11 protein-coding genes are annotated in these 13,292 nt (G+C 51.0%); 4 read left to right on the top strand and 7 right to left on the bottom strand.

Translation table 11 applies throughout. From position 1 onward, the window contains the following. Nucleotides 1-18: 18 nt before the first annotated feature. Nucleotides 19-678: a fructose-6-phosphate aldolase gene (fsa, locus tag EHT25_RS19590; protein ID WP_124876811.1), complete on the bottom strand. Its 660-nt coding sequence runs from the start codon at nt 676-678 to the stop codon at nt 19-21. A gap of 387 nt (nt 679-1,065) precedes the next feature. Between fsa and EHT25_RS19595 the strand changes: the two genes are divergently transcribed. From EHT25_RS19595 to EHT25_RS19605, 3 genes are all read left to right on the top strand, one after another. Next, nucleotides 1,066-1,821: a tetratricopeptide repeat protein gene (locus EHT25_RS19595; protein ID WP_229311664.1), complete on the top strand. Its 756-nt coding sequence runs from the start codon at nt 1,066-1,068 to the stop codon at nt 1,819-1,821. A gap of 86 nt (nt 1,822-1,907) precedes the next feature. Then, a complete protein-coding gene (locus EHT25_RS19600; RefSeq protein WP_124876812.1) occupies nt 1,908-2,255 on the top strand; it encodes a transmembrane 220 family protein in 348 nt (115 codons plus the stop codon). Between the two features lie 152 nt (nt 2,256-2,407). Further along, nucleotides 2,408-2,761, top strand: coding sequence for an MliC family protein (locus EHT25_RS19605; protein ID WP_124876813.1), 354 nt, complete (start codon nt 2,408-2,410; stop codon nt 2,759-2,761). 5 nt (nt 2,762-2,766) lie between these two features. Here EHT25_RS19605 and EHT25_RS19610 read toward each other — a convergent pair whose 3' ends face one another. Next, a complete protein-coding gene (locus EHT25_RS19610) occupies nt 2,767-4,278 on the bottom strand; it encodes a serine hydrolase domain-containing protein (RefSeq protein ID WP_124876814.1) in 1,512 nt (503 codons plus the stop codon). Nucleotides 4,279-4,843: 565 nt separating this feature from the next. On the opposite strand from EHT25_RS19610, the gene EHT25_RS19615 reads away from it, so the two are divergent. Beyond that, on the top strand, nt 4,844-7,777 hold the full coding sequence (locus EHT25_RS19615) for a P-loop NTPase fold protein (RefSeq protein WP_185731418.1): 2,934 nt from the start codon (nt 4,844-4,846) through the stop codon (nt 7,775-7,777). A gap of 9 nt (nt 7,778-7,786) precedes the next feature. On the opposite strand, the gene EHT25_RS19620 is transcribed toward EHT25_RS19615, so the two are convergent. Genes EHT25_RS19620 through EHT25_RS19640 form a run of 5 tightly spaced genes read right to left on the bottom strand, consistent with a single transcriptional unit; the run spans nt 7,787 to nt 13,261 of the window. Continuing rightward, nucleotides 7,787-8,731 carry a glycerophosphodiester phosphodiesterase family protein gene (locus EHT25_RS19620; protein ID WP_124876816.1) on the bottom strand — a complete coding sequence of 315 codons (945 nt, stop codon included), beginning with the start codon at nt 8,729-8,731 and terminating at the stop codon, nt 7,787-7,789. A 20-nt stretch (nt 8,732-8,751) separates the two neighbouring features. Continuing rightward, nucleotides 8,752-9,351 carry a histidine phosphatase family protein gene (locus EHT25_RS19625; RefSeq protein WP_124876817.1) on the bottom strand — a complete coding sequence of 200 codons (600 nt, stop codon included), beginning with the start codon at nt 9,349-9,351 and terminating at the stop codon, nt 8,752-8,754. Between the two features lie 10 nt (nt 9,352-9,361). After that, nucleotides 9,362-10,798 carry an FGGY-family carbohydrate kinase gene (locus EHT25_RS19630; RefSeq protein WP_124876818.1) on the bottom strand — a complete coding sequence of 479 codons (1,437 nt, stop codon included), beginning with the start codon at nt 10,796-10,798 and terminating at the stop codon, nt 9,362-9,364. After that, nucleotides 10,798-12,237: an FGGY-family carbohydrate kinase gene (locus EHT25_RS19635; RefSeq protein WP_124876819.1), complete on the bottom strand. Its 1,440-nt coding sequence runs from the start codon at nt 12,235-12,237 to the stop codon at nt 10,798-10,800. The genes EHT25_RS19630 and EHT25_RS19635 overlap by 1 nt, the downstream gene beginning before the upstream one ends. A 13-nt stretch (nt 12,238-12,250) precedes the next feature. Then, on the bottom strand, nt 12,251-13,261 hold the full coding sequence (locus tag EHT25_RS19640) for a 2-hydroxyacid dehydrogenase (protein ID WP_124876820.1): 1,011 nt from the start codon (nt 13,259-13,261) through the stop codon (nt 12,251-12,253). Between the last annotated feature and the right edge of the window lie 31 nt (nt 13,262-13,292).

Consider the following 13,292-nt stretch of genomic DNA (forward strand, 5'->3'; position numbering starts at 1 on the left):
CTAATTCATCATTCATAATTATTTTGTTCCGGCTTTCTTGTGGTCGGCCAGGAATTTGGCCAGGCCAATGTCGGTCAGCGGATGGCTAAAAAGGGCATTGATCGCACTTAAGGGACCGGTCATCACATCGGCGCCCACTTCGGCACACTGGATGATGTGCATCGGATGGCGAATGGACGCGGCCAGGATCTCCGTCGAATAACTGTAGTTCCGGTAAATCAGGGCAATTTGCTCGATGAGTGCCACTCCGTCGACCGAAATATCATCCAGCCGACCAATGAACGGAGAGACATACGTGGCACCGGCTTTGGCCGCCAGCAGCGCCTGACCCGCCGAAAAGACGAGCGTACAGTTCGTTTTAATCCCTTTTTCGGAAAAATAATTGATGGCTTTGATGCCTTCCTTGATCATCGGCACTTTCACGACGATTTTATCGTCGATTTCGGCCAGTTCTTCCCCTTCAGCAATCATTTCGTTAAACGTAGTCGCAATCACTTCCGCACTCACATCACCGTCAACAATGTCACAAATGGCTTTATAATGCTGCATCACGCGATCCTTACCCGTGATTCCCTCCTTGGCCATCAGCGATGGATTGGTGGTTACCCCGTCTAAAATTCCTAAATCCTGCGCTTCGCGAATTTCGTTGAGATTGGCGGTATCAATAAAAAATTTCATAGTAGTTAATAAGGAGGAAATAATAATTGACAGCTTGGTTTACGATGGCGGCATCTTAAAACCGGTACCCGTAAACTTACCGACAAACGGGTTAGAAGTGTCAGAATAATTTCAAAAATACGGATAATCTTTTTGAAAGGCGGATTGATTTTCTGTTTTCCCGTTGATTCTGAAGCGATAACCCGGAGGTTGGGCCGGTTGGTAGGGCCGCAAAACAAAAAAAGGCAAACCGACATCTCACCGCTACGACCGCCTACCCTTGCTTCCGTCAAGACCTGGGGGATTCAGCAGGAGCTGGTAGTGCCTGTTTGCCGGGTGCAAAATTAGGGGTTTTTGCGGGATAATAAAAGGGACTGGCTACTTTTGTGGCAATTTCAAGCATAAATCATGATAAAGATCATGTCAACTACCTCGCAGGGGCATTTTATATTCAGAAAAAACGGGGCACTTTTGGGCTTCATTTTGATTAGTTTGTGTTTTTTTCAATCCTGTACGTCGTCGGAAGCGAAGCTGGCGGAAGCCCGAAAGCTGATGCAGCAGGGGAAATTTCGGGAAGCCATTCAACCGTTGAATCAGGCGATTGATGCGGATGGTGGTAATTTTGAGGCATTCAACAGCCGTGGTGTGGCCCATTACGAGTTGAAAGATTACGAGAATGCGTTGCTGGATTATGAACAGGCAATTCAATTGAAACCGGATTTTTATAAACCGTATTACAACCGGGCCAAATTAAAAACCGCCCGGGGCGAAACTGATCCGGCTTTGAAGGATTACGCCGAAGCCATCCGCCGGGCGCCCGATTCGTCCGATATCTACCTCGATCGGGGGCAGCTCTTCGCCACCGCGGGCAACCTGATTTCGGCGATGTCGGACTTTAACCAGGCGATTCAGCTCAATCCGAAGAGTTCGCTGGCGTATTTTAACCGGGGAAACATTCGCTTTCAGCAGGAGGAATTTCCCCAGGCGCTCGACGATTTTGCAAAAACCGTCGAGTTGGATGCTAAATTTGGGAAAGCATTTAACGCCCTGGGAGTTACCCAGATCATGTTGAAACAAAAAGAGAATGGGTGTCTGAGCCTGAAACAGGCCCTGCAACTGGGTTACACCGAAGCGCAACCCTACATTAAGGAATATTGTCAATAGGAATGTTGAGTTCTGAATGGACTGAAGCGAAGCAAGGCATCGTTTATCATTCATAACTCATCATTCTTTTCTAAATCTTTATAGCCATGCGAAAAATAACCGCGATTTTCTTCGGAGTCCTCTTCACGCTTTTTGCAGGCCTTCAGTACAACGACCCCGATCCGCAGGTCTGGATTCCGATTTACGGGTTTGCCGCCATTGCCAGTTTCATGGCGTTGGGGAATGCGGGGCGCCCGTGGTTTTACAGTGCCGCCGGTGTCGTCTTTTGGGGTTCTGCTATTTATTGGTGGCCCCCGCAATTTGAAGGCTTTTTGCTCAATGAAATGGGCATGAAAACCATCAACATCGAACTGGCCCGCGAATCCGGTGGTTTGGCTATCTGCGGGCTGGCCATGTTTATCCTGGCAGTAGTGACGCGGGGCGGAAAGCGGTAGCTGACTGATCCGTTGCCCGGTTAGTCCGGAAACCCCGTTGCTCTGAACGGGCTTGCCCGAAAATCGTCTGGCTTCCAGTTCTGGGTACATGCAGGCCACGGCTTAACTTTATCAATTTTACTAATAAAGATCCGCAGGCTTTAAGGCAAACCATGAAAACCGTCCTTTTTACTACCGGTTTATTAATCAGTATGGTGGCGAGTTCCTGCCAGAAAAAAGAGAAAACCAGCGAGCAAACGACCTCCTCTGCCGTAACCACCGCACCGCAAGCCGACGAAATCATCCGGGATACAGTTACCAATCAGAATGGGGTTCAATTGGTGATGGCCTTCAACAATACCAAACAAACCGCTACGCTGGTTTGGCAAGGCGAGACCCTTGAATTGAAACAGGACCGAATGGCTTCGGGCATCAAATACCGCAACCCAGCCTATGAATTGACCGAACACCAGGGTGAGCTTACGCTTAAAAAGGACGGAAAGGTCGTTTTCAGCCATTATAAATGACAAGGCTACTCTTTATTCGGCACCAAGTCGGCCAAAGCTCGTTCAGCCCCTTTGTTTTTCGGATTTAGTTCCAACGATTTATGGTACATGAGAATGGCTTCCTGTCGACGTCCAACCCCTTTTAACCCTTCTGCGTAACTATCGTAAACGTTCCAACTGGCAGGATACAAAACCGTATTCAATCGCAAGACCTCCAGACCCGCCGGTTGGTAACCATTATAGAACATTTGAAGTCCCAGCCGATTCATCTCCTGCTCGTTCAGATAATAGTGCGTCGTATCGGTTTTGTGGGCGTTGAGTTTTTCCAGAGCCGACTCGGCATTGGTCTTGATCAGGGTTCGGGCATAGAGGTTCGCCAGGGATTGTTTGTTCGCCAGGAAGGTCCTGCCATTCAACACTTCAAACAAATTAACCCCAATGCCATGGGTGCCCCGGTGCGTGACATTATTGAGCAGGATCACCGTTTGATCTTTCGTGATGTTCCGTAAAAACAGCGTAACAGCTCCGGGCATACCGCCACTGTGGAAAACCACCTTACCAGCGGTCGTATCTTTTAAGATCATCCAACCCAGCCCATAATAAACCGACGTGTTTCCCCAACCGGTGGTGGCCAGCTGTTGATTAGCGAGCCGAGTTGGCCTAAAGGCTTCTTGTAAGGTGGAAGGCTTGAGGAGTTTCGACCCATACAGCGCTCGATCAAATGAGAGCAAATCGCCGGTTGTACTAACCACATTTGCATGGCCCAGTAATCCCCCCAGATTATGCAGCTCAATGCGATTTCGGGGCAGTGAATCGACGCGCTGCCGAAGCCCGGGAGCATAGGTAGGCGAATCATAGCCTTTCACCCGATGTGGGTCGGGCACCTTCAGAAGCGGGGTACTGACGTACGTATGATTCATACCGGCGGGCTGGAAGATGTATCGGGTCAGGTAGGATGGAAAGGAAAGACCACTGACCTTTTCCACGATTAACGCCAGTAAACCATAGCCGCTGTTGGAATAGCTCCACTTTTCCCCGGCATTAAACCGAATCGCTTTATCGGACTGGTTAATGGCTGGCACTAAATCAGCGATCGTAAATAGTTTACCTGTATCGGCCGCGTACGGTTTTTCCAACATCTGCAAGTCAGCTAATCCGGAGGTATGAGAAAGTAAATGCCGAATGGTGATCTGCGGATAGCTGAAAGCGGGGAGATAGTTTTTCACGGGATCATCCAGCTTGAGCTTTCCCTTTTGCTTTAACTGAAGGATGGCCACCGAGGTGAATAGTTTGGAGACGGAGGCTAATTGAAAGGCGGAATGTTCATCCAGCGGCACTCGATTTGCAACATCTGCCAAACCGAGTGACTTCTGGTAGAAGATGGCTCCTTTTTGGGCAATTAGGATATTACCCGCCAGTTCATCATTGGCAAATTGCCCGGTTACTAAGCTATCAATCCGTTGAAGATTAGACTGGGCATAGAGGAAATTGGTAAACCTAAAACAAATAATAGTCAGCAGAACAATCAGTGTTTTCATCGGGTGGTTTTAGAGTACGAAATGTTTCGTAGAACTTTGCTGCAATACGTATGCCATGACTGAAAATGGGGCTTTATCAGCTCATAAGGCATACCAACACGCCGACACGTGTCCGAATTCGGATACGGGATGTTCGTTTTTGAACAGGGAACAAAGATTTGCCCCGGTGTCAGTGATCGATGTGGGCAGTCCGGTTCTGTCTCTTCAAATGCCCGTTTTAAGCGATGGTCACCGGGTTTCTACGGCCTGCATTAATTCAAGCGACGGGCGGTCCGGTCAAATTGTTAGGTCAGTAAGCAAAGCGGCAGCCGCCCTGGCTACTTTTCAGTGATCCCATGAGTTTGGGAAATGGTCGTTTTGCCTAAAGAGGGCAGCAACCGACCGTGAATCATTGGGGCGGCCCATGCCGTACTTTTCCGCAGAAATGCCCCGTTTCCCGGTAAACAACCGTTCGCTAAACGGTTTTTGAAACCCAATTGAACCGAACTATCTTTCTCTCAATCCCTTATCCATTCAACCTTTTTCGACCAATCCAATGAGCAGCATTAGTAACGCGCCTGATTCTATGAATTTTCAGAGTCAGGTTTTTACGGCTCTGGGGAGCCTCTTTAATCAGGAAGCCGATCTGCTGATCATTCCCCGCTCCGATCAGGGGATCTTATCGGATTCTTTCCGGGTGGGGCTGGACGCGTTAAACCCGGATTACCTGGCTGAGGCCCAAAAGCCCTCAACCCTCGGACTAGTGCAGCTGGAAAACCGGAGTGAAAAAGATAAACCGAAAGTGGCCTATGCGACCACCTTCAGTGGATCGGGGAAAATTACCGAAGAACTGATCCTGGATTTGGGTCGGGGAATCATTGACCTGGCTGCCCAGACGAATTGCAAAACCGTCGCCGTCCCCCTTTTAGGCTCCGGAAAGGGTAGTTTAGATCCCAAACTCGTTTACAATGCGCTGACCCTTGTTTTCAGTCAGGTATCGCTCCCCATTCAGTTTACCCTTGTCATTTATGAAATTGCTCATTATGAAACGATTACTGGTCGGAAAGTAAGTGCGACGGTTCGACAGACGGGCACAAACATGGTTCAGAAACGTACCTGCACTTCGCTAGAACTGGCTCTCGATATTTTGAGCCGCCACCGGAACTATGCCAATAATACTGGTGACCAGGTTACCTCTGACCCAGCGTTTTCGGGTGATCGCCAGCCGTTACTACATTGGTTTGAAGCACTTTTTCGGTTACTCCCGGTTGAACGAGTAGCGAGATTAGATGGTCATGACGTCATCGCCGGATTGGCGATTATAGATGATGCGCTTCGTCGGCACCTTCTCAAAAATGATTTTTTGCGAAAATTGCTTGAGGAGATGAGCCCAAAGCTGGAAAATCTATTGGAAGCCAACGAATTGAAGCAATATCAGCTAAAATACCCGGCAACGGTCAAAGTGCCATTCGATGAAGCGGTTTTTCTCGCGCAAAACGAAGATGTCCCGCTTCCAGCCCCGCCTACTGCTTCCGGTCTCCGGAAAATGCTCACGAACGATGCCTGGGCGACGAAGGATTTGCTGGGCTATGAGTTGTATGCAACGGCCATCAGCGGGATGATCATTGAAGACAATCACCAGACTAATCCTCCGTTGACGGTCGCTATTCTGGCTCCCTGGGGACAGGGGAAAACTACCCTGATGCGCTACATTGAGAAGAACATCCGCGCCAAACGGAAGGAAGTGAGGGAGAAACAACTCAACGAAAAAACAAACCCGACAGAAGAAGAGCGAGCCGAGCTGGATGAACTGGTTGAAAACCGCTTAACCGAAAAACGGCAACAACAAGGCGAATTAAGTGGACAGGAAAACGATCTGCTGGCCGAAATTGCGGGAAGAAAAACCGTAGAGAAAGCGAATGAGAAAATAAGCGACTCATTTGCTGAAAACGGTAAAAAACGATTTAATCAGATTACGGCCAACATTGGCAATCTGCTGGACTGGCTCAAAAAGACGCCGGCCGATTCGGCGCCGATTCCGTTTCCGACGGTCTGGTTTAATCCCTGGAAACACCAGAACAGTGAGCAGGTCTGGGCCGGAATGGCTCTTTCGATGATCAATCAGCTGGTGGAATACCTGCCGGGTTCGGAGCGGGAAAAATTCTGGTTTCAGCTGAATCTCAAACGGGTGAACAGCAATGTGATCAAAAACCGGATCTATCGGAACATTGTCAATGAGTTTTTGACGTCGATGACTTTGGGCTTTGTCCTGATTTCATCTGTTCTATTTGGCGGTTTTATCACGCTGGGCTGGTGGCTAAGTAATGGAATGACGGGTGGTGTTTTGGGTGGTTTAGTCGGCTTTGTTTTGCCGGTACTTGGTAAATTTTGGGAAAGCCGCCGGACCGTCTTAAGTGAATCGCTCGAAAAAAGTTTTGCGGATATCGTCACCGAACCCAAATACGAAAACCGGGTCGGGTATTTTCAGGAAGTCGAAACGGATCTGGAGCGGGTGTTCAGCTTGCTGGTGTCGGCACAAACGCCGGCGGTTATTTTTATCGATGACCTGGATCGCTGCTCACCGGATGTAACCGCCGAAGTGATTGAAGCCATCAATCAGATCATTAATGGCAGTTACAGTGACAAATGCTATTTCGTAATTGGCATGGATGCCAAGATGGTGGCCGCATCGCTGGATAAAAAATACAGCAGTCTGGTGGAGAAATTGATGGATGAGAAAAACCGGTTTGGCGACATTGGGTATTATTTCCTCGACAAGTTCATTCAGTTACCTTTTGTCTTACCCACGCTGGACGATACGGTTCGCTCGGTCCTGCTGAATAATTTATTTGACAGCAGTGAAAAAAAAGAATTGGTTAATAAGGTGCTGAAAGACAATGAATTGGAGATTATTGAGGCCGCCAGCAAAAATGCATCCAATCTGGTTCCGACAGAGGAGGTGAGCGAGTTATTTAAACAGAATCCGGAAGCCGGTAAACGCTTTATTGAAAACCGGGTGGTCCAGAAAATAACGGATTCGGCCGAAATTGTGAATCAGGTACGCGAGTTTCTGCCGTATCTGGGCAGTTCGCCCCGTGTTCTGAAGCGGTTTGTCAACATGTTCCGGTTTTATTATTCGTACCAGGAACTCCGCAAACTGAAAAATGAGCCAGCGGCTTCGCCTTCGGCGCTGGCCAAGTGGCTGTTACTGTGCGTTCGCTGCCCGCAACTCGTCCGGTTTGTGCAGCAGGAACGCGCCGACAAGTTTGTCCTTTCAACCAAAGCCGGTGCCAAAGCGGCCCGGTTCGATGAGCTGGTGCAGGATTTTCATACAGTCCAGTTAGGCGGTAAACGAAGAAAACTGCAATCTGCCGACGTCATCAAGTGGCAGGAAACGATAACCGCTCTGGATGTACCTAATTTTGAATGGTTAAAAGACGAAGAAGTCCTTACTATTCTGCTGTATGACCATGATGGCGACGGCAAGTTAGCCAACGCCATTTCGTGCAATGTCTGGTAAAACCACCGGTCAAAAACGCTCGCTGACCACCGCTTTTCTGAAGTAAATCGATTTTGCACTTTTGGTGGGAATCATCGCCTGAATAGCTTCGGCGGTTTCGATGGGCAGGTCGGATTCCAGAATGCTGGCACCGTCTTTAAAAACCGCCCGATAAGCCGCAGCGCGTTCCTCAGCGGTTTTTAGTTTGTCGAAGGTTGGAGCCGCCGAAATCATGCACATGACCCCTTTCGCGTTTAGTAATTTGTACATTTGCTGGTTTTCGGGCTTGATGTCCGGTCCAATGTAGGCAATCATCTGGCTCCACGGAATCCCGGCTTTTTCGTATTCAGCCATGGCCTGGGGTGTTTTGACGAAGGCTGAGAACATCTGGTTTTTGTTGCCCTTGTAATAATACAGAGCTTCTTCAGCGGTATGTACCGTCAGCATGACAAACGCGTCGGCTTTGTGTTCGCGGATGATCGCAGCAATCATCGGAAACGGCACGTCTTTTTTGTCCAGATTCAGGATCGTTTTTCCCCGCGCCCACTCGATGGCTTCAGCCAGCGTCGGAATCCGGTGTTCGGTCACGTTTCCTTCGGGGTCTTTCAGTCGCAGTTTCTTCAGTTCCGCCCAGGTATAATCCGACAGTTTGCCGGTTCCGGTCGTGGTTCGTTCCAGCGTGGCGTCGTGCAGGATCACGATCACACTGTCCTTCGTCAGCCGCGGATCGATCTCGAAAAAGGCGGGCGTGTGTTTCAGCGTGTTTTCAAACGTTGCCATCGAATTCTCGGGAAATCCCTTAATCATGCCACCCCGGTGTCCGCTAATGATCGGAATATCCTTGCCCGTCCACCGGAAAAAGCTGTGCAGTTCTTTGGGCGTTTTGATCGCCAGCACCTGTAAAGGCTGCTGAGCCTGAGCGGGCAGCGTAAGGGCAAGCAGCAAAAAAAACGGTAAACAGATTCGTCGTAACATGGTCGAAAGTAGTAGAAAGGTCAGCGGCAGTTCAATTTCAGGAGACTAAATTCGCCGTCGTCATCCAGCGTAAATAACGTAATCGTCGAATTATCCTGCACCAGTTTGCGGTAATTTTTCAACGGCATGCCCAGTTTCCAGGTCATGTAAAACCGGTTGACGGCGTTGTGCGCCACCACCAGAATCGTCTCAGAACCGTGTTTTTGCAGAATTTCCCGAAAAAAATCATCGACCCGATTGACAATTTCCATTGCGGTTTCCCCGGTTTCTCCGGCGCGTGTCTGATCGGGCTCCCGGCACCAGTTGTCCCACAGCTCGGGTCGTTCAGCGATAAATTCGTCCCGGGTTTTCCCTTCCCAATTTCCAAATCCGGCTTCAATCAGTCGCTCGTCCGTAACGACCTCCTCCGGTTTCCCCGACGCAATCTGCGCCGTTCGGTAAGCCCGCTGAAGGGGAGATGAATAAATGGCGTCGAACGAAATGCCGTTCAGGAGCTGCGCAGCGCCGTGGGCCTGCTGGATTCCCTTGTCGGTTAATCCAATATCGGTGGCCCCGCAATACCGGTTTCCATCCGCATTCCAGAACGTCTCTCCGTGGCGGAGTAAATACACCGTTAGCATCGATTTTGCGTCAATTGATAAATCCTTTTTCCCGCAGTGTGCCCACAAATTTACGATAACCAGCGTCGTAATTCCGCACAAGTTCGGACTCGGGTTTCACTTCTTTTTCAATGTGGGTCATCGCCTGAACCGCTTCGGTCAGGGTGTTGAAATGCGTTTGGGAAGCCGCCAGAATGGCTGCTCCGACCGCGCCGGTCACCTGCGCACATTTATAAACCGGACGGTTCAGCACGTTGCTGCGGATGGTCAGCCAGACGTCGCTGTTGCTGGCACCCCCAGCCGTAAAAACCGCCCGCACGGTTTCGCCCGACAGCCGTTCGATCAGTTCGTACGCGTAGCGCTCCAGGTAGGCAACGCCTTCCATATTGGCCGTAAAAAGTTGGGCATCCGATAGCCCTTCCGGGGCAAAACCGCGAGCCTGGGCCGAAATAAACGGAAACCGTTCGCCCTGCTGGCGCAGTGGATAAGCCGTGTGAGAGGTCGGAATCAGGTTGGCTGCGGCCTCGGTCAGTTCCGCAAGCCGGTTCCCAAAACCGGCGGTCACCCAGTCCGCTCCGGTATTGCTGGCACCACCGGGCATCCAGTAGCCCTCGGGGTGTCGGTGACTGTACAGCCGACCTTCCGGATCTTTCAATTCCTGTAAGGTTACTCCCTTGATTACCAGCGTAGTGCCAATGGTTGTATTCCAGTCGCCGGGCCGAACGGCACCCGAAGCAACCTGCGAGGCACACCCGTCGGTCATTCCAGCCACCACCGAAATTTGCGGTAAACCCAGTTCATTTGCCAGTTCGGGAAGCAGTTTTCCAACCGGTTTGCCGGATGGGACCACTTCCTGCATCCATTCTTTTTTCAGCGGCAGCTGTTCAAACAGATACGCGGGCCAATAGTCGTTTTTAACGTTATAGCCCGATTTTAACGCATTCGTAGCATCCGTCACCCGGAAATTACCCGACAGCTTGCCGGTCAGGTAATCGGCGGCATGAATCCAGGTGCGCAAATGGGCGGCTTTTTCCGGGAAATGCGTGACAAACCAGACCATTTTCGACAGCCCGCTCGACGCATTAAATCCGGTGTAGCCGTCCGAATGGAATTTTTCAGCGACGGTTTTACACTGTTTTCCCTCAGAGGCCGAGCGGTTGTCGCTGTACATCAAGGCATTGTTTAGTGGTTCGTTCTGATCGTCGAGGGGAATAACCGTACCGGAGGTTGATGTCACCGCAATGGACTGAACCGACTGCAAGTCAATGGTTTTCTTCGCGGTTTCCAGCAAGCTTTTCAGACAACGTAAACCCGAATCCCACCATTGCCGGGGCGACTGCTCTTCGCGCGACTGTTCGGTTAGTGGAAAAACCGCTTCCGAAGTTGCCAAAACGTGACCCGTTTCATCCGTTAGCACCACGCGGACACCCTGGGTTCCCACGTCGATTCCAATAAAATAAACCGGCATTAGTGCATTGATTTAAAGGCCGCGCGCGTCGATTTCCATTCTTCATACAATGCCATAACCTGTTCCTTTTTTTCGGGAATGACTTCGTCCAGTGTGGCAGGTTCAACTCCTTCCATTCCCATCGCATCATTGCATAGAAACACTCCTCCAACCACCGATGCCTGGCGGTATGTATCCCGGATTCGGACGGTTTTTTGGGTCAGATTGGCGATAAACTGGCGCAACGTCCGGCTCTGCATCCCACCCCCGCAAGCCCAGATATACGGTTTTGTGTGAGGTGTAACGGCACAGAGACTTTTGTAATTTTCGAAGATGCTGCAGGCAATGTCCCAAAGCGTTGCGCGGACAAAATCGCTCCGCGTCAACTGGTGCGAAACCGGCGTGTTGAACCAGAAACCGCCCCGGATCAGCGGTTTTTTTTCGTCGGCCAGCAGGGAGCCCAAAGCCGCTACACAACGGGCGTCGGAGCTTTCGCTCAACTCTTTTTCAATGACTTCGTACGGTTCGTTGGGGTAAAAAATGGCTTTCAGCCGCTGGAAATTCAGGCCCGTTACGCCCGCGTTGGCTTCCAGAATAAAGCCAGTCTCGTCGATATGGCGGTTCGTCCAGGTGCGTTGCTGGTCGTCCGTGAGGTACTGATCAACCAGTTTGAGGATGGGCGTCGTGGTTCCCGAAACGATCACAATATCATCGAACGATGGCTGCGTGCTTCGAACGGCCAACTGCGTATCGGCTCCGCCCACGACCACAACGGCTTCGGGCGAAATCCCCAGTTCCTGCGCCATTTCCGGTAGCACATCCCCCAAAACCGTCCCGGCCGATTGCAAAGACGGCAACAAATCTGCCTCCAAGCCGGAAATAGTACATAACTCCGATGACCATTGTTTAGCGGCCACGTCATACAGCAAGGTTTCCGACGCCTGCGAATGTTCATACCGGGCGATCCCGCTCAGGCGGAACTGCACCCAGTCGCTGATGCTGAGAAAGGTCGAAATCTGGTTCCAGAGATCGGGTCGCCGTTCGCGAACGCCCACGAGTTTCAGCGCGGAAAAAAGCGAAGTCGGGTAGCGGCCGGTCAATTGATACACCCGGCTTTTATCGGCAATCGCATCTTCCCATTCCCGGCCACGGTGATCGATGTTCGGCATGCCGATCAGCGACTGACCGGTTTTGTCGATGGCGACAATGCCTTCCCGCTGGCTGGTCGCAGTAACAGCCCGGATCGTGATGGGGCCGCTGGTTGCCAGAGCGGTTTTTGCCAGCCGAACAATTTGTTCCCAAAGTTGATCCGGGTCGAAATAGATGGATTCCGGGTAGTGATCGTCGCGTTCGTAGCGCATGTCTTCGCCCGCTACCTGGCGAATGGTACCGCTGGTTTCGGAAACAGCGACCCGAACGTTTCCGGTGCCCACATCGATGATTAAATAACCGTAGTCCACAGCTAATCAGGGATTAATGGTTGGAATTCTGTTTGTTCAAAACCGCCGGATTCACGAGTTGCCGAATGTTCGTTTTCCCGGCAACAAAGAAATCGTGCAATGCCCTGTTCAGAATGTCCGCGTGGTGATCTTCGACTTCGAACGTCGCACCGGCAATGTGCGGAGTCGCCAGCACGTCGTCGCGGTGAATGAGTCTGTAATCCAGTTCATCCGGCGGTTCGTGATCGAATACATCCAGAATGGCGCCCCGGATTTTGCGGTTTTCGAGTACTTCCAGTAAATCTTCCCGGTTGACGACCACGGCCCGGGCGGTGTTGACAAAGATGGCATCTGGTTTCATCAGCGATAGTAACCGTTTGTCGATCAGGCCTTTGGTCTGGTCATTGACCGGCAGGTGGATAGACACCACATCGCTGGTTGTAAAGACGGTTTCCAGATCGGTTTTTTCGTAGTACGGATCGTCGGACGTATAGAACGGATCATAGTATTGAATGCGGGTGGGAAAGTGCCGGACGAGGTTCGCGATGGTTTGCCCCACGGCACCAAAACCGACCATGCCGATGGTTTTGCCCGCAATCTCGTTGCCTTTGAATTGCAGGTACGAAGTGTGCGCTCCGGCGGCCCAGTTCTCTCCTTCCAGCCAGCGAATGGCGGCTAAGGTGTTGCGCATGAGCGTAATAAGGTTGGCAATGAAGAGTTCGGCCACCGCCTGGGCATTCCGGGCGGGCGTGTTAAAAACCGGGATGCCTTTTTCGGTTGCTACTGAAACCGCCACATTCGAAGGGGTTCCCCGGCACACACCTATAAACCGTAAATTCGGCCAGGCTTCGATGACGGCCGCTGTTACCTCGTCGTGTTCGGTGATCAGGGCATCGGCTTGCGTATTCGTCAATAAATCAACGAGTTCAGTCGGGTTGTAGGCCCGTTCCTGCAACTTCCAGGGTCGGTCAATAACTTCGCCAAACCAACTCGTCAGTTCGTCCTGCGCGCGTTGGTGGTAGGGTGCGGTAATGAGAATTTTCATGGTTTCCCGGGCATCGCCCGGTGTTAATGAT

This window comes from Larkinella rosea (assembly GCF_003858635.1).
Lineage (GTDB): Bacteria > Bacteroidota > Bacteroidia > Cytophagales > Spirosomataceae > Larkinella > Larkinella rosea.

Excerpts from the sequence above, each read along its gene's own strand:
- fsa (WP_124876811.1), bottom strand. The coding sequence starts at position 678 with ATGAAATTTTTTATTGATACCGCCAATCTCAACGAAATTCGCGAAGCG.
- EHT25_RS19595 (WP_229311664.1), top strand. The coding sequence starts at position 1,066 with ATGATAAAGATCATGTCAACTACCTCGCAGGGGCATTTTATATTCAGA.
- EHT25_RS19600 (WP_124876812.1), top strand. The coding sequence starts at position 1,908 with ATGCGAAAAATAACCGCGATTTTCTTCGGAGTCCTCTTCACGCTTTTT.
- EHT25_RS19605 (WP_124876813.1), top strand. The coding sequence starts at position 2,408 with ATGAAAACCGTCCTTTTTACTACCGGTTTATTAATCAGTATGGTGGCG.
- EHT25_RS19610 (WP_124876814.1), bottom strand. The coding sequence starts at position 4,278 with ATGAAAACACTGATTGTTCTGCTGACTATTATTTGTTTTAGGTTTACC.
- EHT25_RS19615 (WP_185731418.1), top strand. The coding sequence starts at position 4,844 with ATGAATTTTCAGAGTCAGGTTTTTACGGCTCTGGGGAGCCTCTTTAAT.
- EHT25_RS19620 (WP_124876816.1), bottom strand. The coding sequence starts at position 8,731 with ATGTTACGACGAATCTGTTTACCGTTTTTTTTGCTGCTTGCCCTTACG.
- EHT25_RS19625 (WP_124876817.1), bottom strand. The coding sequence starts at position 9,351 with ATGCTAACGGTGTATTTACTCCGCCACGGAGAGACGTTCTGGAATGCG.
- EHT25_RS19630 (WP_124876818.1), bottom strand. The coding sequence starts at position 10,798 with ATGCCGGTTTATTTTATTGGAATCGACGTGGGAACCCAGGGTGTCCGC.
- EHT25_RS19640 (WP_124876820.1), bottom strand. The coding sequence starts at position 13,261 with ATGAAAATTCTCATTACCGCACCCTACCACCAACGCGCGCAGGACGAA.